Genomic DNA, 18622 nt, shown 5'->3' with positions numbered 1-18622 from the left:
ATCAATTTTGGAGGGAATCCCCGCCCTATTCTTCTCCCAGACTTAAACGGGGTCACTTTAAATGCTGCAAGGAACGCTGCGTCACGGGTTGATCGGGTTGCTTCTGATGACGCCTGCCCTGGCGGCCCCGTCCGAGCAACGCGGCAAGGCCTTCGCGCGAGCCAATTGCGCGCGCTGCCACGCGATCGACCGTGCGTCGAACAGTCCGCTCAAGGTCGCACCGCCGCCGCGGGCCCTGCACCAGCGTTATCCAATCGAGAGCCTTGGGGAGGCGCTGGCCGAGGGCATCAACACCGGCCACGCCGACATGCCGGCCTTCGAGCTCAGTCCGGACCAGATCCACGATCTGCTGTCCTACCTCAAGACCCTGGAATAGCCGGCGTCACACCGCCTGCACCGTCCAGCCGATCAGCTCCTTCGCGATGCGCGTGAAGGCCGTATCGAACGCTGCGACCGCTAGGGCCGGCTCGACCTTGTCGAGCTTTTCGCTGGTCTCGACGAGACGCGAGGCAATCACCTTGCCGTTCTTGTCGACGATCCGTGCCGACAGTCCGATCTCGACCCGTGTCTCCCCCTCGGTGGCAATACGGAAGCGCCTGATGTCGATCAGCAGCTGATAGTCCGCCTGCCCGAGATCGGCCGTGCGCAATGGCGCGTGGGCGATGTCGTAATTCTCGAAACTGTCGATCAACCGCGCCTGCACTAGCTTGGGAATGCTGTCGGCCCAGAGGAAGTCCGCAAAGCCCGGATTGTCGCCGCCGGGCGCGAACAGCATGCGCTGGGTCTGGAGCATGGCGACCGCTGTCGGCTCGGGAATGGCCAGTGACGCCGAGAGCGTCTTGCCGGCCGGACCGAGGTTCTGCGGCGTGCGCAGGTCATAGGTGACTTTCTGCGCCGGCGTTCCGCCGCCGGTCATCTTCTCGAGGCCCGCCAAGATGCCGTCAATCTTGCCGGTGTTGCGCGCAAGCCCCTCGGAGAAGATCTTGAGATTGGCGACGGTGTCCTTTAGCGGGCCCGAATTGTCTTCCAGCACGGTATCGACCCGCCGCAATGCATCACGCGCGGCCTGCGTCATGCTCTGGCCCGCACCCGCCTCGGCAATCAAGGTCGGGGGCTCGCCGGATCTGGTGACGATGACGCCTCCCTCCAGCGTCACCACCGGCACGCCGGTCAGCCCCTGGAAATCGAGCCCGACCCTGCTGTCGGCGCGCACCGGCGTGGTTGAAGCAACCGAGATTGTCGCATTGACGAAGCGTGGATTGTCCGGCGCTAGCCCGAGCTGGGTGACCTCGCCGACGCGGATGCCGTTGAACAGCACGCCGGCGCCGACCAGAAGACCGGGCACCGGGCCCTGGAATTGCACGTGATAGCTCGTGCGCGGCCCGATGCCGCCGGTGTTGTTCAGCCAATAGACGAAGCCGAACACCGCGAGGATCGCCGCAAGGACGAAACTGCCGATCAGCACGTAGGGAGCGCGGGTTTCCATGTCTCATCTCATCTCGTGTTGCAGCATCTGCGAGCGCTTGCCATGGAAATAGGCGCGCACCCAGGGATGCTCGGATTGCAGCAGTTCGCGCATCGGACCGATCGCCACGATCTTGCCGTCGGCGAGAGCGGCGACGCGATCGCAAACCGTGGTCAGGCTGGCCAGATCATGGGTGACCATGAACACGGTGAGGCCGAGGGTCTTTTGCAGTGTCCCGATCAGCGCATCGAAATCACCCGCCGCGATCGGATCGAGGCCTGAGGTCGGCTCGTCCAGGAAGAGGATCGGCGGATCGAGCGCGAGCGCGCGCGCCAGAGCGACGCGCTTGGTCATGCCGCCGGATAGCTCCGCCGGATATTTATCGGCATCCTGCGCCCGCAGCCCGACCATTTCGAGCTTGGCGATCGCGATCTCGTCCATCAGCTCCTGCGACAGGACGAGATTTTCACGGAGCGGAAACTGAATGTTCTGCCGGACCGTCAGCGAGGAGAACAGCGCGCCCTGCTGGAACAGGATGCCCCATGTCGTGGCCGCACCTTCGGTGCGGCCACCGATTGGCCGTCACGTGACCTCGATGGTCCCGCCTTGGCGCGGGATGAGACCGATGATGGTTCGCATCAGCACCGACTTGCCGCCGCCGGACGCCCCCACGAGTCCGAGGATCTCACCGCGGCGCACGTCGAGCGACAGATGATCGAGCACGGTCTGCCGGCCAAAGCCGACCACGAGGTCGCGAACGCGGATCGCGAACTGCTCTTGCGATTCGCTCATGATCACATTCCGATCGAGGCGAAGAAGATCGCGAACAGGCCGTCGAGCACGATCACCAGGAAGATCGACTTGACCACCGACGTCGTGGTCTGTCGACCCAGCGACTCGGCGCTGCCCTTCACGCGCAAGCCCTCGCTGCAAGCGACTACTCCGATCACCAGCGCCATGAACGGCGCCTTCAGAATGCCCACCTCGAAATGGGCGACCGAGATCGCCTCATGCAGCCGCGCGATGTAGATCGCCGGCGCCATGCCGCCGTAAAACTGCGCGACCAGGCCGCCGCCATAGAGTGCGGCGATCGATCCGATGAAAGCAAGGATCGGCAGCGCAATGACCAGGGCCACAACCCGCGGCAGGATCAGGACGTGGACGGGATCGAGGCCCATGGTCGAAAGCGCATCGATCTCCTCGCGCATCTTCATCGAGCCGAGCTCGGCGGTGTAGGCGCTTCCCGAGCGACCGGCGACCATGATGGCGACGATCAGCACGCCGAGCTCGCGCAACACCAGGATGCCGACCATGTCGACGGTGTAGGATTCCGCGCCGAACCTGCGGAAATGGAAAAATCCCTGCTGGGCGATGATGGCGCCGATCAGGAAGGTGATCAGCACGACGATGGGGATTGCCTGCCAGCCGATGCGGTAGAGCTGATAGATCAGCGATGTCAGCCGCAGCGAGCGCGGCCGGCGCAGCACGCCAATCACGGCCATGAACAACGCGCCCAGCATTTGAAGAAAGATCGTGACGTCTTCGCGCGCGCCGACCGTGGACTTGCCGAGATCGTTCAGTCTGAGCAGGACAGGGTTGGGTGCAGGCGTCGGCGCCGGCGTGTGGCGGTTGACCTGACGCACCTCGTCCATCAGGCCACTGAAATGGTCGGCGACACCGATAAACTCGGCCGATCGACCGGATGATGAGGCCCTGCGCGACAGCTTTTCCAAGACCCAGGCGCCGAGCGTGTCGAGCGCGCTGACGCCTGACATGTCCAGCGTCACGGTTCTGGATCGATCGACATCCGCCCCGACCGACCGGGACAACGTCTCCAGCATCGACACGTTCGCGGCAATCCACGGCCCTTCCGGGCACAATTTCAGCTCTTCGCCGGAGGGCGTTGCCAGCAACAGCGGTTCGGAGTTCACGCTTCCACCTCATCGGGACAACCGGGTCCCCATTCAGCCGGTCATTCTAGGCCAGCATGTGGCAGCCGGTTTGACCTGTCTCAAGACCACGACGCGTCTGCCTCCTTGACGCAAATCAAGCGCGCTCGCGCCGGCGGGTCCTAGGTTCGATTCCATTCAACGGGGAAATCAGATCCATGTTCGACAGCGACAGGATGAGCGAAGTACTGCGCACGCTGAAGGTTGACGTCACACGCTTGCTGAGCACGGCCGGCGAGGAGATGTTCGACAGTTCGAAAGCCCGCGCGGAGGCCCTTGCCGATCAGATCAAGGCCGCGCTCGCCGAACTCGGCGAGACCGTTGACGCGGACCAGGAGCAGCTTCAGGGCCTCATTGCGGACCGCCCGATCACATCACTGGCTTCGGCTTTCGCGCTCGGCGTGGTCGTCGGCTTCATGCTGCGGAGGCACTAGGTGAACACGGAAAATGTCGTCAAGCATTTGCGTGTGCTCTGGCGTACCGACAGGATTATCGCGGACATCAGGCTGCGCCACCTGCTGATCGGCCTCGGCTTGCGCGCCTTTGCGGCGCTGATCGCCGCGTTCGGGCTGCTGATGCTGGAGCTGTCCGCCTATTTCGCACTGGTGCAGATCTGGAGTGCCATTGGCGCGGCGGCCATCCTCGGCGCCGTCAATTTTGCCCTCGCAGCAATTCTCTTTGTGATTGCCGGCCGGCCGCCTTCGGGTCGCGACATCGAACTCGCCAACGAGATTCACGGCGCATCCATCGAAGCTCTTCAGCTCGAGGCACGCACATTCCAGGCCCAGGTGTCGGGCGCCGTGCACCATCCGCTCAGCACGATGTTGCCCGTGCTGGTGCCGCTGATTGCGGTTCTGATCAAGACTTTGCGGAGAACGGCCAAGGACTCCGCTGCCGCAAATCCGGCTGAAGCGCGCTCCTGACGGGCGCGCTCAAAGCTTCAGCCTGACGTCGCAAAGATCCGGCTCGGCCGGATCCGGCTTCACCTCGAAGCCGAGCTGCCGGCACATTTCGAGCATCGTGGTGTTCTCCCTGAGAACATCACCGGAGATCGCTTTGAGACCCTCCGATCTCGCGTAATCGATGATCAACTGCATTAGAGCCCATCCCAGTCCCTTGCCTTTGAGATCGGACCGCAGCAGGATCGCATATTCGCCGCTCTCGTAGATCGAGTCCGAATGGAGTCGGACAACGCCGACCATCTCACCGGTCGCCTCGTCGAATGCGATAAACGCCATCGCGCGCGCGTAGTCGAGCTGGGTCAGGCGCGCGATGAACTCGTGGGTGAACTCCTTCATCGGCGCGAAGAAGCGCAGACGAAGGTCGTGCGACGTGACATGCTTCAGGAATGCGTGGATGGTCGGCTCGTCCTCCGGACGCAGGGGCCGCGCGAAGATCCGCCAGCCCTCCTTGAGCTTGAGGTGGCGCTCCCATTGCGACGGATAGGCCCGAACGGCGAAGTTGGCGGCGCCGGAGCCGGCAAACTTCCGTTGCGGCGGCCCGACCGCGACGCGAGCATCGACCGCGGTCACGCCGGTTTCGTCCGCCAGCAGCGGATTGATGTCGAATTCGCGGATCTCGGGAATGTCGGCGGCCATCTGCGCCAGCTTGACCAGGACCATGGCGACGGCGTCGGGCTTCACCGCCGGCACGTCCCGGTAAGCGCGAAGCAGTCGTGACACGCGCGTGCGGTCGATCAGGTCGCGGGCCAGTTGCAGATCGAGCGGCGGTAGCGCAAGGGCCTTGTCGTTGATGATCTCGACCGCGGTCCCGCCGCGGCCGAACACGACGACGGTGCCGAAGGTCGGATCGTCGGCGAGGCCCAGGATCAGCTCGCGCGCCTTCGCCTTGACAACCATCGCCTGCACGATGACGCCCTCAATGCGGGCTTGCGGACGCAGCTTCCTCGCGCGGGCGAGAATATCGGTGGTGGCGGCGCGTACCGCCTCGACCGTCGTCAAATTGAGCACGACGCCACCGACATCGGATTTATGGACGATGTCGCGCGACATGATCTTCAGCACGACGGTGGCACCTTGCGCAAAGATGTCTTTCGCGTAGGCCACCGCCTGCTCGAGATCGGCCGCGGCGTATGTGGGCACCATCGCGATATCGTACGCTTCGAGCAGGTGCTTGATCTCGACGGGTTCGAGCCACTGGCGGCCGTCCGCGATGGCAGCAGCGACGATCTGCTTCGCGGCACGTGCGTCCGGCACGAAAGTATCGGGCATCGCGGGTGGAACCTGGCTCAGTTCCTCCACCACTTCGCGGTGCCGGACCAGGTGCATGAAACCGCGCACGGCGTCATCCTCGGTCGGATAGTTCGGGATGCCCGCGCCAGAGAGTGCCTGAACGATGTTCTGATCGGCTCCGACCCAGGCGGCCAGCACGGGCTTCGCCCATCGGCGGTGCTGCTCGCGGTACTTGCCGACGAGCTCCGTCACGGCCGTGGCGATGTCGGCAGCCGAGGCGATCGCGGTCTGCACGTTGAGGACGAGGACCGCGTCGTTGTAGGGATCGGCGAGCAGCACCTCGAGCGCCGCCGCGTAGCGCGCCGCATCGGCGTCGCCCACGATGTCGACGGGATTTGCGCCGGACCAGGTCGGCGGCAGCACGTCATCGAGTTTCTTGCGGGCGTCCGCCGAGATGGTGGCCGGAATGCCGCCGAGCTCGACCAGGCGGTCAATAGCGAGGACACCGATGCCGCCGCCATTGGTCAGGATGGCGAGGCGCTTTCCCGCCGGCGACTCGACGCGGCCGAGCGTCTCGGCGCAATCGAACAGCTCGCGCAGATCGGAGACCCGCAGGACGCCCGCGCGGCGGAACGCCGCGTCATAGACAGCGTCGGCGCCCGCGAGTGCACCGGTATGGGTGGCGGCCGCCTTCGCGCCCTGCGCCATTCGGCCGGACTTCACCACGACGACCGGCTTCACCCGCGCCGCGGCGCGCGCGGCCGACATGAACTTGCGCGCGTCCTTGATGGCTTCGATGTAGAGCAGGATCGCGCGGGTCTTGTGATCCATCGCGAAATAATCGAGCAGATCGGCAATATCGACGTCGATTTGATCGCCGATCGAGACGATGCCGGAGAAGCCGACGCCGCGCTGTGCGGCCCAATCGACCATGCCGGCCGCGATCGCGCCCGATTGCGAGATCAGCGCGAGATTCCCCGGCCCCGGCATGTGCGCGGCAAAACTCGCATTCAGGCTCACGCCGGGCATCATGATGCCCAAGCAATTCGGCCCGATCAGCCGCATGCCGTATTTGCGGGCCGCAGCGATGGCGGCCTCGTGGAGGGACCCCGGTCCGTGACCGAGCCCGGCCGAGACGATCAGGGCGCCCGCCGAGCCGCGCCGCCCGGCTTGATCGACAATGCCGGGAACCGCGCGCGCCGGCGCGGTGATGACCACAAGCTCCGGCACGAACGACAACTTGTCGAGGCTGTCCACGGCCGCGACGCCGCCGATCTCGGCATGGCGCGGATTGACGAGGCCGAACTGTCCCGTGAATCCAGCCTTGCGGATGTTCTCGAGAACGGCGCGTCCAACGGAGACCGGGCGGGCGCTCGCACCGACGAGCGCGACCGAACGCGGCGACAGCAGGTTCTTCAGACGGTAGGTTGACATGAAAACAAATGCGCCCGGTCGGTGGCGGTTCCGATGGTTGACGATCAAACCCGATAAACTGGCGACCCGCCTAGTAGGAGATCATAACCCAGCACGGTGGCTCGCCAATGACGGTCTTTGTCACACCGCCCCAAACAATCTCGTTCAGGCGCGAATGATGGTAGGCGCCCATCACGATCGCATCGATGGCATGGGAATTCGCCCAGCTTCCGAGCACCTTGCCAATCGAGCTGCCGCCGCCCGCCACGGTTTCGAACGAGGCATAGACCCCGTGTTCCCTCAAGTGATCGACGAGAGCCGTCCCGGATTGCACGATCGCGTCGGACTTGTCGTCCGCCACGGTCACCACGCGGACCAGGGCTGCTGCCTGAAGGATAGGCAGCGCGTCGCCGACCGCCCGCGCCGCACGCGCGGAGTGATCCCAGGCGATCATGACGTTCTCGAATTCCGGGCGCAGTTCGTCCACATGCTGCTCCGGGCAGAGCAGCACGGGCCGTCCGGATTCGAACAGAAGCGTCTCGATGATGTGCTCGGTTCGGCTGTCGTGCGGCTTCATGGGCAGCAGCGTGAGATCGCTGAAGCGTCCGTGCTCCGCCAGGACTGACGCGACCTGGTCTGCCGGCACCTTGGCCGACCGGCTTTGAGCGCGAATGCCGGTACGGGAGGTTGCACCGGTGAACGCATCCAGGAGATGCTGACTGTCGCCCGCCCCAAGCGACCCGTTTGCCTCGGCCGTATCGGGGAGCATCACCTTCGGCCGCACGAAAACATCCTCCTCGAGTGCAAGCGCGGTGATCCTGGCGCCGAGGTCGGCGGCAACGGCCACGCATTTCTCGATCGCAGCAAGGGCCGGGCCGCGTGGCTGGCTGACGAGCGGCAAAAAGACGTCCTTGATGGGCATCGGGATTCTCCTCAGGCGCCAGAATAGGCCGGCTCGGGTCCGGACGCTTGATCCTCGTCAAGCCCCGGGAACTCCGACCGGTCTGACGGAGACAGCCGTTGACCGAAGTCAAGGACTGGCCGGGATCTGCTTCTATGGATTACCCTGATCGCGGGGGCGAGCCGCCTTCCGACGCATCTGGACGTACCAGCTGGAATGACAGACGATTCTGCGACCCAGGACCGGATCTTTGCGGCACTCACCGCGGATCATCCAAACGTAAGGCGGATCGATACGCACGCAGCTTCGGTCTTTCTCGAAAGCAGGCGCGCGCTGAAAATCAAGCGCGCCGTGCAATTTCCGTTCCTCGATTATTCGACGCTCGAGAGGCGCAAGGCGGCGTGCGAAGAGGAGATCAGGATCAACCGGCCGCTGGCGCCGCAGATCTATCACCGCGTTGTGGCGATCACGGAAGAAGCCGATGGAACACTGCAGGTCGACGGAAGCGGCCGGCCGATCGAGTATGCAGTCGAGATGTCGCGCTTCGACGAAAGCCGGACGTTGGATCATCTGGCCAAGGCCGGAGCGCTGGATGACACTTTTGCCTCGGCTGTCGCCGACGCGATCGTGGCTTCGCATGCGCAGGCTGTTCGCGCCGACGGCAACGCATGGGTGTCCTCCATCCCCGGCCTGATCGATGGCAACAGCAACGGCCTGCGGACCGGCAATCACTTCGAAGCCGAAAAGATCGCGCAGCTCGGCAGAGACTCGCACGCAATGTTCCTCCGCCTCCGGCCTTTGCTCAAAGAGCGTGGCCGTCAGGGCTTCGTGCGCCGCTGCCATGGCGACTTGCATCTTGCGAACATCGTGGCGATCGACGAGCGGCCGGTGCTGTTCGACGCCATCGAATTCGACGCCCAGATGGCAACCACCGACGTGCTCTACGATCTCGCATTCGGATTGATGGACCTGTTGCACCACGATCAGCCACGCGCGGCCAACATCGTGCTGAACCGCTATCTCGCCGCGACTCCGGCCGAAAATCTCGACGCGCTCTCCGCACTGCCGCTATTCATGTCCATCCGGGCGGCGATCCGCGCCCAGGTCGCGCTGGCACGGCTGAAGCCGCCGCATTCCGATGATCCGGGCATTCTCGACGGTGCACGGCGCTATTTTGGCCTCGCCCGCGCGCTGATCCAGCCGCCCGCTCCCCGACTGATTGCAATCGGCGGACTTTCAGGCACCGGAAAGACGATTTTGGCACGCGCGCTCGCGCCGGACGTTACGCCGCAGCCGGGGGCCGTCGTGCTGCGCAGCGACCTCGTCCGCAAGCAGATGTTCGGGGTCGAGGACACGGACCGGCTGCCGGCATCCGCGTACACGCCGGAGGTCACGGCCCGCGTTTACGACATGTTGGCTCAGCACGCCGGGCGGGTGCTGGCGCAAGGCCATTCCGCGATCATCGACGGCGTGTTCGCCCGTGAGGACGAGCGAGACGCCGTCGCCACACTGGCGCGCGAGTGCAACGTGCCGCTGAGCGGCCTGTTTCTGGTTGCGGATCTCGCGACCCGGCAGGCGCGGATCGGCGGCCGCCGGGGCGACGCATCCGACGCCACGCAAGAGGTTGCCGCGCTGCAAGAGCACTATAATATCGGCCATGTCGGTTGGGCGACCATCGATGCATCCGGGACGCAAGAGCAGACGCTCCAGAACTGCCGGGACGCGATCGCCGAGAGCAAGTAAGGCAATCTGCAAATGGCGCGACCCAGCACGAATTCGACGGCCGCGCGCGTCAAGCCTGCGGCGAGGCGCAATGCCCTGCCCGGCCGCCTCAGCCCCGGCATGGCCTGCGACACGGCCTTCCGGATCATCGCCCGCCGTCACCTCGACGCCGTTCTTGCCCAGCATGACGGCACCTGCCGCGGCGATCCCGAGGCGCTGCACCAGATCCGGATTGCACTGACGCATCTGCGCACCGCCATCCGCTTCTTCTCACCGACGGTCGATGACGCCGTACGGCCGGAGGTCTGGACCGAACTGAAATGGCTGAACGGCCAGCTCGGCATGGTACGGGACCTCGACGTTGCAATCGAGCGGGTCATCGCCGAGAGTGGCGGCGAGTTGACCGTGATTGCCGAGCTCCAGCACTGGGACGAGAAGCGCACCGAGAGCCACCGCTTGCTGGCGCGCGCGCTGCAATGCTCGCGATATCGCCGGCTCGTCGAGCAGACGTCAGCCTGGATCGAGAGCGGCCCGTGGTCGACCCGGCGCAGCAAGGAAGCCATCAGGCTACGCCGCTGCACGCTCGCCGACCACGCAACAGCGAAACTCACGGAATGGCAAAAGACGCTGCTCAAGAAAGCACGAAAGCTCCGCAAGCTTGACGTCGAGAAACGGCACAAGCTGCGGCTTCTCAACAAGCGGCTGACCTATTCGATCGAGTCGCTGGAGGACCTGTTCGCCGACGAGTCGCTGAGCACGCAGAAGTCGATCCTCAAGCAATTGCGCAAGGCGCAAAAGTCCCTCGGGCAATTGAACGACGATGCGCGAGGGCAAACCCTGGCGGCGTCATTGAACGACGCTATCCCTGAGGCGGGCATTCGCTTCCTCAATCGCAAGCGCGAAAAGAAACTGTTGAGGACCGCCTCGAACGCTTATCGGAAACTCGACAAGGCCAAGCCGTTCCGCTCCGCCGACCTTGCGCCGAATGCGGAGCCTGAAGATTAGGTGTGGACGTAGTCTCCCGGCGCGTCGGGCAGGCTGTTGACGTTCCCAAACCCCATCCGTGGCGGCTCACCGAGTTCACCAGAGCGGGCAGTCAGCCATCTGGACCATTCTTGCCACCACGAACCCTTCGCATGCGGGGCCAGTTTCAGCCATTCGTCGCTGTCGACGTAGGGTGCATCCTCCGCCTTCGTCATGACCTGGTAGCTGTGCCCGGGCTCCTCGGGAGGCGCGACGATGCCGGCGTTGTGACCTCCGCTTGTCAACAGGAAGGTCACATCGGCATCGACCTGATAGTGAATCTTGTAGACGGATGGCCACGGCGCCACGTGATCTCTGACCGTGCCGACGACAAACATAGGCGTGTGGATGTCGGAGAGCGATATGCTCTTGCCGTCGACGCGATAGCGACCTTCAGCCAGGTCATTGCTGAGGAACAGCTTGCGCAGATATTCAGAATGCATGCGATAGGGCAAGCGCGTGGCGTCGGCATTCCAGGTCATCAAGTCGCTCGGCGGTGCCCGCTCCCCCATCAGATAATTGTGCGATAGCCGAGACCAGATCAGATCGTTCGAGCGCAGCAGCTGAAAAGCGCCGGCCATCTGCGTCGTATCGAGATAACCTCGCTCCCACATCATGTCTTCCAGAAACGAGACCTGACTCTCGTTGATGAAAAGCGTCAGCTCGCCCGCTTCGGTGAAATCCGTCTGCGCAGCAAGCATCGTGATTGTCTTCAGCCGATTGTCGCCGTCGCGCGCCATCGCGGCGGCCGCGATCGACAACAAGGTGCCACCAAGGCAGTAGCCAAGCGCATGAACTTTCCGGCGCGGCAAGATGCAGGCGATCGCATCCAGCGCAGCAAGGACGCCCGATGTGCGATAGTCATCAAACGCCACGTCGCGATCGGTCGCGTTCGGATTGCGCCAGGATATCGCAAATACGGTGAAGCCCTCGCCGGTCAGATATTTGACGAGCGAGTTCCGCGGCGACAGGTCGAGGATGTAGTATTTCATGATCCATGCCGGCACGATCAGGATCGGCTCGGGCCGCACCGTTTCGGTAGTGGGATGATACTGGATCAGCTCGATCAACTCGTTCCGATAGACGACCTTGCCGGGCGACGTCGCGACGGTTTTGCCGACAACGAACTGTTCGTCGCCTGCCGGCTCCCTCGTAGAAAGCATGCGCGTCAAGTCCCTGCACCAGTTCTGCCAGCCGAGTACGAAATTCTCTCCCCCGCTCTGGAAGGCCTTCTGAAGGACCTCGGGGTTGGTGGCCGCGAAATTCGATGGTGCAAGCATGTCGAGCATCTGGCGTCCCGAGAACTCGACGATTGCTTCATTCGTGGGGGCGACGCCACGCACACCCGTCGCAGCATCGTGCCACCACCGTTCTCCGAGGAGAAACGATTGTGCCAACAGGTTGAAAGGCGGGCTTTGCCACAATGGCGCTGCGAAGCGGCGGTCCTTCGCCTGTGGCTTGATCACCGACCAGGGGTTTTGGCCTGGTGCAGCGGCATGCGCGAGGGCGTCGAAATACCGGCTGGTGTCCCCTACGATGTCGCGCGCCCTCTCCAGTTGGCGCTGCGGTGCTGCTGCAAGATGCGAACTCCAATCGAGATAGGCGAGCGACAGCGCTAACGGCGAAATCCCACCGGTGAATCGCGCCAACATCGCATGGAAGGCTCGATCGAGCGGGTATGGTTCGGGCACCGGCGGCGCATCAGCAGCCGGAAGATGCTGCTGGACGATCGCGGCCGGCGTTGCGGAATTCTTTACCAGATCGACGGGCGGCTCGGACGTCAGTTGCCCTCCGGCCAGCAGGAGGTTCGACGCCTGCGTGACGTTCATGGCTGAATATTCTTATTGGCTTCTGATTTTCCGTCAGCGACAGCGCTGGTCAGCCGCGACCGCTCATTGAGCATGCCGAAGATGGCTGCCGCGACCCGTTCGCCATGCCGAAAATACCGATCGCAGTCGCGACGAATGAAGTCGAGCTGATGCTGGCTGCATTCGCGGTACATGGTCGTCCAATCCTTCACGGAGTGAGAGCCGGCCAGTTTCGACGCGAACTCCGCAAATAAATGCGTTTCGGTTTGCGTTCGGTCCAGGAATTCGTTGGCCATGAACACGACCTCTTCGAATATGAGCCCCTGCGCACCAAGTGCGGTATCCAGCGCACGCTGGTTCGCGCTGGCCAGCCCTGCAATTGGATTGGAGGGCGATGGTTCGGCCGCAGGCTCTTGCAACTGGACGAGCTCACTCACGATCAGCCTCCTGATCACCCACAAGGGGTGCTTCTCCATCAGGGTACAGCCAGCCGGGCCGGGAATGTTGAGCTGCATCAAGTCGAACCAGCCATCGCAGTCGACTTTCCTCGATTGACCTGCGTCAAATCGAGTCGCGATGCCGAGATTAAGCTCAAGTTCAGACGTCACCACAATCAGCGGAGGCCGCCATGCGCGCCCATCAGATCATGACCCGGTCGGTCATCTCGGTCACCCCAGACACTGGCATCGTCGAGGCGGCAAACATCATGCTGAAGCGGCACGTCAGCGGTCTCACGGTCGTCGACGATGCCGGCAAGCTGGTCGGCGTGGTCTCGGAAGGCGACTTCATCCGCCGCAGCGAAATCGGCACCGGACGCAAGCGCGGGCGCTGGCTGCGGTTCATTCTGGGATCCGGCAAATCGGCCGGCGACTTCGTCCACGAGCACGGCCGCAAGGTGTCGGAGGTGATGACCCCCTCGCCGCTGACCATCACCGAGGATACGGCGCTTGCCGAGATCGTCGATCTCATGGAACGGAACAATGTGAAGCGTCTGCCGGTGATCCGCGGCGACAAGATCGTCGGCATCGTGTCGCGGGCGAACCTGCTCCAGGCGGTGGCGGACCTCGCCCGAGACGTTCCCGATCCGACCGCCGACGACGATCACATTCGCAGCCGCATCATCCATACCATGGAGAAGAACGACTGGTGCCCGTTCGGGCTGAACGTCATCGTCCGCGACGGCATCGTTCATCTCAGCGGCGTCATCACCGAGGAGCGCGCGCGACAGGCCGCGGTCGTCGCCGCGGAGAATGTCAACGGCGTGAAGAAGGTGCATGACCATCTCTGCTGGGTCGACACCATGTCAGGAATATATCTGAACTCGCCCGAGGACGATGACCTCGCCAAGGCAAGCTGACAAGGCAAGCTGACCAAGGCAAGCTGAGCACGCACCGGCCGCAGTTCAGCGCGGGATGACGGCGGTGGCTTCGATTTCGACGCGCGCCGCCTTCTCGACGAGGCGGACGACCTGAACCAGCGCCATCGCCGGATAGTGCGCACCGAAGATGGTGCGGTAGGCCTTGCCGAGCTCTTTCAGGTTCGTCAGGTACTCGTCCATGTCGACGACGTACCAGGTCAGGCGCACCAGATGCTCGGGCTGCGCACCGGCCTCCGCGAGGATCGCGGCGATGTTGCCTAGGGTTTGGCGCACCTGCGCGACGAAACCCTCCGCGAGACGCTCCTCGGCATCCCAGCCGATGACGCCGCCAGTGACGACGATGCGTCCCTCGGCCGCCATGCCATTGGCATAGCCTTTCGGCACCGGCCAACCGGACGGCTGGAGCACCTGCGCCCTGGAGCGGGTTTCATCCTCGGCTGCTGTCGGCAGCACCGCGAGGTGCGGGCCTTTCGGCGGCGTCACGGACAATTCTCTATCCTTCTCTCATTCCGCCGCGACGCCGGAGGACGCCACCGCGGTCTGCGCCAGTTGCCGCAAGGCAAAGCGCTTTAGTTTGCCAGTCTCGGTCTTCGGTAGTTGCGTCACGAACTCGATCGCGCGCGGATATTTGTATGGCGCGATCTCGCGTTTGACATGCTCCTGCAACGCGGCCACGAGCTCGGCATCAGGCATTACGCCCGGCGCGGCAATGACATAGGCCTTCACGATCATGCCGCGCGCCTCGTCCGGCGCGCCGACGACCCCGCACTCGACGACGGAGGGATGCGTGAGCAGCGCCGCCTCAACGTCCGTGCCAGCGATGTTGTAGCCGGCCGACACGATCATGTCGTCCGAGCGCGACTGATACCAGAAATAGCCCTCGCTATCCATCAGATAGGTGTCGCCCGTGATGTTCCAGCCGTTCTGGACGTATTTGCGCTGCCGCTCGTCGGCGAGATAGCGGCATCCGGTCGGCCCGCGTATCGCGAGCCGTCCCATCGTGCCCGGCGGCAAATCATTGCCGGACTCGTCGACGATCTTCGCTTCATACCCCGGCACCGGCTTGCCCGTCGCACCGGGACGGATCTCGTCCTCGGTCGCGCTGATGAAGATGTGCAGCAGCTCGGTCGAGCCGATGCCGTCCATCAGCTTGATGCCGGTCGCCTTCAGCCAGGCATCGAATGTCGGCTTGGGCAGCGTCTCGCCGGCGGACACGCATTTGCGAAGGGAGGAAATATCGCGGCCCGGAAGCTTGCCAATCATCGCCCGGTACGCGGTCGGCGCGGTGAAACAGACTGTGGTCTTGTACTGTTCGATCGCATTCAGAATGTCGTCGGGCGCCGTCTTCTCCAGCACGACGAAGGAGGCGCCGATGTGCATCGGAAACAGCACGCCGCCGAAGCCAAACGTGAAGGCGAGCGGTGCAGAGCCGACGAAGCGATCCTTCTGCTCCGCGCGCAGGATGTTGCGGGCGTAACCATCGCAGACCGCGAGCATGTCACGATGGAAATGCATGGTGCCCTTGGGATCGCCGGTCGTGCCCGACGTGAACGCGATCAGGCAGACGTCGTCGCAGGCGGTATCGACGGCTTTGAACTCGGGACTTGCATCCCCCATCAGCGCCTCGAGCGAGTCACCGGCGCCGTTGCCCCAATAGACCACGCGCTTGAGACCGGGGGCTGCGGCTTTCGCCTTCTCCATCTCGTCGGCGAGCTTGCCATCGCAGAGCGCGAGTGTGATCTCCGCCTTCTGGATCGGATAGGACAGCTCCTTGGCACGCAGGAGCGGCATGGTCGCCACGACAATGCCGCCGGCCTTGATCACCGCCAGATAGGTCGCGACCATCATCGGATTGTTGGCCGAGCGTAGCAGCACGCGCCCGCCGGTGACGAGACCAAGCTTGCCGACCAGCACATTGGCGATGCGGTTCACCAGTGTTTGCAGCTCACGATAGGTGTAGCTGACGGCAGGGCTGATCACGCAGGGAGCGTCGCCGTGTTCCTGCTCGACCCAGCGGTCGAGGAAATAGCTGACGCAGTTCAGGCGGGGCGGATACTGCAGTTCAGGTCGTGTGAAGATGAATTCCGGCCACAACTCTCGCGGCGGAAGATGCTGCCGCGCGAATGTATCGACATGGGCGGTCGCGGCACTGTCGTCACGCGAGCCCGAAACTTGAACCTTGGCGGCGTTGGCCATCGCACGCTCCTTTCAGCATGGAAAGCACCCGGCAGCACTAACTCGGAAACATTTTAGGCTTAAAGCAATTTCGCGCAATAGCGGATTTTGGGCATCCCGTGCTTTTTCCGGCGGCAAATGGGATTGGTGGGTGCCTCGGCCGCAGCCTAGGCCCGGCGGCGACCGGCCGATTTCTGCGCCGATGCCTTGGTCTTGGCGAGCAGCCGCATCAATTCGCGCACATCCTTCGGCGTCAGATCGGCGAAGAGATCGGCGATCCAGGTTTCGTGTTCCGCGGCCATTCTGCGAAACTCGGCGCGACCGAGTTTCGTCAGCCGGATCACCTGGACGCGGCGGTCCGTCTCCGACGTGCGGCGGTCGAGATGACCGGATTCCACGAGGCGCTCGACGAGGCCGGTGACATTGCCGTTCGAGACCATCATGCGCTTGGAGACATCGGACAGCGTCATGCCATCGGGCGCCTTGTCGAGCTGCGCCATCAGGTCGAAACGCGGCAATGTGACGTCGAAGCGTTGCCGCAACCGGCCACGGACCTCACCCTCGATCAGGGTCGTGCAGGTCAAGAGGCGCAACCACAGCCGAAGCTCTTCGGCGTGATCCTCCGGAGTTTCGACGGCCTTGGTCTCGGAATCGAGCATGTTGATGCAGTCACTCACGGCCGACACTGGCGCCCGGCAGGGATTCCCAACGTTTTGAGCTTCAAGTAAATCGAAGCCGGCTGCAAGCCTAAAGCCGCAACAATCAACCGCACGCCAATTTCTTTAGGCTTCAAATAATTGGCGCGCCGCTTGCATGCACCGCTGCCCGCAGGATGACGACTTGAGCTTAGCTTGCCGCGGCAGCAATCATCGGCATAAACTTGGATTGGAGTAGCGGCTTGCAACGCAAGTCCGGTTATCACGAGGGACAGATCATGAAGACGCAAATGACGTTGGCCGCAGCCGCCTTGCTGCTTGGCACCGCGGTGAGCCCTTCCCTCGCCCAGGAGAAAATCAAGCTGGGTGTGATCGTGACCCTCTCGGGACCCGCCGCCGCGCTCGGCCAACAAGTTCGCGACGGCTTTGCGCTCGGGGTCAAGGATCTCGGCGGCAAGATGGGCGGCCGCGATGTCGAGGTCGTCGTGGTCGACGACGAGTTGAAGCCGGACGCAGGGGTCACCAAGGTCAAGGGCCTTCTGGAGCGCGACAAGGTCGACTTCGTGGTCGGCCCGATCTTCTCCAACATCCTCCAGGCGATCCATCGGCCGGTCACGGAATCGAAAACCTTCCTGATCAGCCCCAATGCCGGCCCCTCTACGTTTGCCGGCAAGGACTGCAACCCGTTCTTCTATGTGACCTCGTATCAGAACGATCAGGTGCACGAAATCCTCGGCAAGGTCGCGCAGGATCGCGGCTACAAGCGCATGTATCTGATGGTGCCGAACTATCAGGCCGGCAAGGACTCGGTCGCGGGCTTCAAGCTCGACTACAAGGGCGAGATCGTCGAAGAATCCTACATGCCGCTCAACACGCTGGACTTCCAGCCGGAGCTCTCCAAGATTTCGTCACAGAAGCCCGATGCGCTCTTCACGTTCATGCCGGGCGGCCTCGGGGTCAATCTCGTCAAGCAATACAAACAGGCTGGCCTCGCCGACAGCATTCCGGTGCTCTCGGCTTTCACGGTGGATGAATCGACCTTGCCGGCGCAGCAGGACGCGGCGGTCGGCATGTTCGGCGGCGCGAACTGGGCGCCCAATCTCGACAATCCCCAGAACAAGAAGTTCGTCGCGGCCTATGAGGCCGCCTATAACGGCGTGCCCGGCACCTATGCCTTCCAGGCGTATGATGCCGCGATGCTGATCGACAGCGCCGTCAAGGCCGTGAAGGGCGACCTCTCCAACAAGGACGCGGTCGCGGCCGCTTTGAAAAAGGCCGACTTCACCTCGCTGCGCGGCGCCTTCAAGTTCAACACCAACGGTTATCCGATCCAGGACTTCTACCTGACCAAGGTCGCCAAGCGCGCGGACGGCAAGTTCCAGACCGAGATCGTCCAGAAAGTCTTCGAGAATTACGGCGACCGCTACGCCAAGGACTGCAAGGCGGCGAACTAAGCCGCAGGTCGCGTCGAGGGAGGATCACAATGAAAAGCGAAATCACCGGCATCACGCGGGCCAATGAGGGGATCCAGGGCATCTCCTGGAACATCCTCGGCCAGACCTATGTGCCGAAGAGCAACACCGAGCACAGCTTTTCCTGGCATGCGACGCTGCCGCCGGGCACGTTCGTGCCGCCGCACATTCATCCCGACCAGGATGAATATCTCTACATGCTGGAGGGCAAGCTCGATTTCATGCTCGGCAATTCCGAGTCACAAGCGACCGCGGGCGACCTGATCCGGCTCGGCATGGGCGTGCCGCACGGCATTTTCAACAAATCGGAGCAGACCGCGAAGGTGCTGTTCTGGGTGTCACCGACCCGCAAGCTGTTCGACCTGTTCTGGGGCCTTCACAACATGAAGGAACAGAAGCCCGAGGACGTGGTGGCGATGGCCGCCGAGTTCAATATCCACTTCCTGCCGCCGCCTCCCGGCGGTTAGA

General features: G+C 63.4%; 17 protein-coding genes and 1 pseudogene. 8 read left to right on the top strand and 10 right to left on the bottom strand.

What is annotated here, in order from left to right:
* Window positions 1-61 precede the first annotated feature (61 nt).
* Window positions 62-376: a c-type cytochrome gene (locus ABIB66_RS10185; protein ID WP_354210191.1), complete on the top strand. Its 315-nt coding sequence runs from the start codon at window positions 62-64 to the stop codon at window positions 374-376.
* 6 nt (window positions 377-382) lie between these two features.
* Here ABIB66_RS10185 and ABIB66_RS10180 read toward each other — a convergent pair whose 3' ends face one another.
* The 3 genes and pseudogenes from ABIB66_RS10180 to ABIB66_RS10170 all read right to left on the bottom strand — a co-directional run bounded on the left by ABIB66_RS10180 (window position 383) and on the right by ABIB66_RS10170 (window position 3396).
* On the bottom strand, window positions 383-1486 hold the full coding sequence (locus tag ABIB66_RS10180) for an ABC-type transport auxiliary lipoprotein family protein (RefSeq protein ID WP_354210192.1): 1104 nt from the start codon (window positions 1484-1486) through the stop codon (window positions 383-385).
* 3 nt (window positions 1487-1489) lie between these two features.
* A pseudogene (locus ABIB66_RS10175) lies at window positions 1490-2257 on the bottom strand (ABC transporter ATP-binding protein).
* A 2-nt stretch (window positions 2258-2259) separates the two neighbouring features.
* A complete protein-coding gene (locus ABIB66_RS10170) occupies window positions 2260-3396 on the bottom strand; it encodes an MlaE family ABC transporter permease (protein ID WP_354210195.1) in 1137 nt (378 codons plus the stop codon).
* A 176-nt stretch (window positions 3397-3572) separates the two neighbouring features.
* Between ABIB66_RS10170 and ABIB66_RS10165 the strand changes: the two genes are divergently transcribed.
* Both ABIB66_RS10165 and ABIB66_RS10160 read left to right on the top strand, forming a co-directional pair.
* A complete protein-coding gene (locus tag ABIB66_RS10165; RefSeq protein ID WP_354210197.1) occupies window positions 3573-3848 on the top strand; it encodes a hypothetical protein in 276 nt (91 codons plus the stop codon).
* Window positions 3849-4337: a phage holin family protein gene (locus ABIB66_RS10160; RefSeq protein ID WP_354210198.1), complete on the top strand. Its 489-nt coding sequence runs from the start codon at window positions 3849-3851 to the stop codon at window positions 4335-4337.
* A 9-nt stretch (window positions 4338-4346) separates the two neighbouring features.
* Here ABIB66_RS10160 and ABIB66_RS10155 read toward each other — a convergent pair whose 3' ends face one another.
* On the bottom strand, window positions 4347-7040 hold the full coding sequence (locus tag ABIB66_RS10155; protein ID WP_354254745.1) for a bifunctional acetate--CoA ligase family protein/GNAT family N-acetyltransferase: 2694 nt from the start codon (window positions 7038-7040) through the stop codon (window positions 4347-4349).
* A 70-nt stretch (window positions 7041-7110) separates the two neighbouring features.
* Window positions 7111-7941 carry a universal stress protein gene (locus ABIB66_RS10150; RefSeq protein ID WP_354210202.1) on the bottom strand — a complete coding sequence of 277 codons (831 nt, stop codon included), beginning with the start codon at window positions 7939-7941 and terminating at the stop codon, window positions 7111-7113.
* A gap of 195 nt (window positions 7942-8136) precedes the next feature.
* Between ABIB66_RS10150 and ABIB66_RS10145 the strand changes: the two genes are divergently transcribed.
* Both ABIB66_RS10145 and ABIB66_RS10140 read left to right on the top strand, forming a co-directional pair.
* Window positions 8137-9663 (top strand): bifunctional aminoglycoside phosphotransferase/ATP-binding protein, encoded by a 1527-nt coding sequence (locus ABIB66_RS10145; protein WP_354254744.1) that lies wholly within the window; start codon window positions 8137-8139, stop codon window positions 9661-9663.
* A 12-nt stretch (window positions 9664-9675) separates the two neighbouring features.
* Complete coding sequence (locus ABIB66_RS10140; RefSeq protein WP_354254743.1) at window positions 9676-10647, top strand: CHAD domain-containing protein; 972 nt, start codon at window positions 9676-9678, stop codon at window positions 10645-10647.
* Here the strand turns inward: ABIB66_RS10140 and ABIB66_RS10135 are convergent.
* Window positions 10644-12494 (bottom strand): PHA/PHB synthase family protein, encoded by a 1851-nt coding sequence (locus ABIB66_RS10135; RefSeq protein WP_354254742.1) that lies wholly within the window; start codon window positions 12492-12494, stop codon window positions 10644-10646. The genes ABIB66_RS10140 and ABIB66_RS10135 overlap by 4 nt on opposite strands.
* Entirely contained in the window at window positions 12491-13081 is a 591-nt protein-coding gene (locus ABIB66_RS10130) for a hypothetical protein (protein WP_354210209.1), read from the bottom strand. The genes ABIB66_RS10135 and ABIB66_RS10130 overlap by 4 nt, the downstream gene beginning before the upstream one ends.
* Window positions 13082-13101: 20 nt before the next feature.
* On the opposite strand from ABIB66_RS10130, the gene ABIB66_RS10125 reads away from it, so the two are divergent.
* Window positions 13102-13830, top strand: a complete 729-nt coding sequence (locus tag ABIB66_RS10125) for a CBS domain-containing protein (RefSeq protein WP_354210211.1) — start codon at window positions 13102-13104, stop codon at window positions 13828-13830.
* 45 nt (window positions 13831-13875) lie between these two features.
* On the opposite strand, the gene ABIB66_RS10120 is transcribed toward ABIB66_RS10125, so the two are convergent.
* From ABIB66_RS10120 to ABIB66_RS10110, 3 genes are all read right to left on the bottom strand, one after another.
* Window positions 13876-14340 carry a RidA family protein gene (locus tag ABIB66_RS10120; RefSeq protein WP_275169813.1) on the bottom strand — a complete coding sequence of 155 codons (465 nt, stop codon included), beginning with the start codon at window positions 14338-14340 and terminating at the stop codon, window positions 13876-13878.
* Between the two features lie 15 nt (window positions 14341-14355).
* Window positions 14356-16047 carry a benzoate-CoA ligase family protein gene (locus ABIB66_RS10115; protein ID WP_354210212.1) on the bottom strand — a complete coding sequence of 564 codons (1692 nt, stop codon included), beginning with the start codon at window positions 16045-16047 and terminating at the stop codon, window positions 14356-14358.
* A gap of 146 nt (window positions 16048-16193) precedes the next feature.
* Window positions 16194-16685, bottom strand: a complete 492-nt coding sequence (locus ABIB66_RS10110) for a MarR family winged helix-turn-helix transcriptional regulator (protein ID WP_027566696.1) — start codon at window positions 16683-16685, stop codon at window positions 16194-16196.
* A 275-nt stretch (window positions 16686-16960) separates the two neighbouring features.
* Here ABIB66_RS10110 and ABIB66_RS10105 point away from each other — a divergent pair, with 275 nt between their 5' ends.
* Window positions 16961-18136 carry an ABC transporter substrate-binding protein gene (locus ABIB66_RS10105; RefSeq protein ID WP_354059605.1) on the top strand — a complete coding sequence of 392 codons (1176 nt, stop codon included), beginning with the start codon at window positions 16961-16963 and terminating at the stop codon, window positions 18134-18136.
* Window positions 18137-18165: 29 nt separating this feature from the next.
* Entirely contained in the window at window positions 18166-18621 is a 456-nt protein-coding gene (locus ABIB66_RS10100) for a cupin domain-containing protein (RefSeq protein WP_007601580.1), read from the top strand.
* Window position 18622 lies beyond the last annotated feature (1 nt).

The organism is Bradyrhizobium sp. F1.13.3 (assembly GCF_040548265.1).
Lineage (GTDB): Bacteria > Pseudomonadota > Alphaproteobacteria > Rhizobiales > Xanthobacteraceae > Bradyrhizobium.
This window is presented reverse-complemented; position numbering and strand designations above follow the sequence as displayed.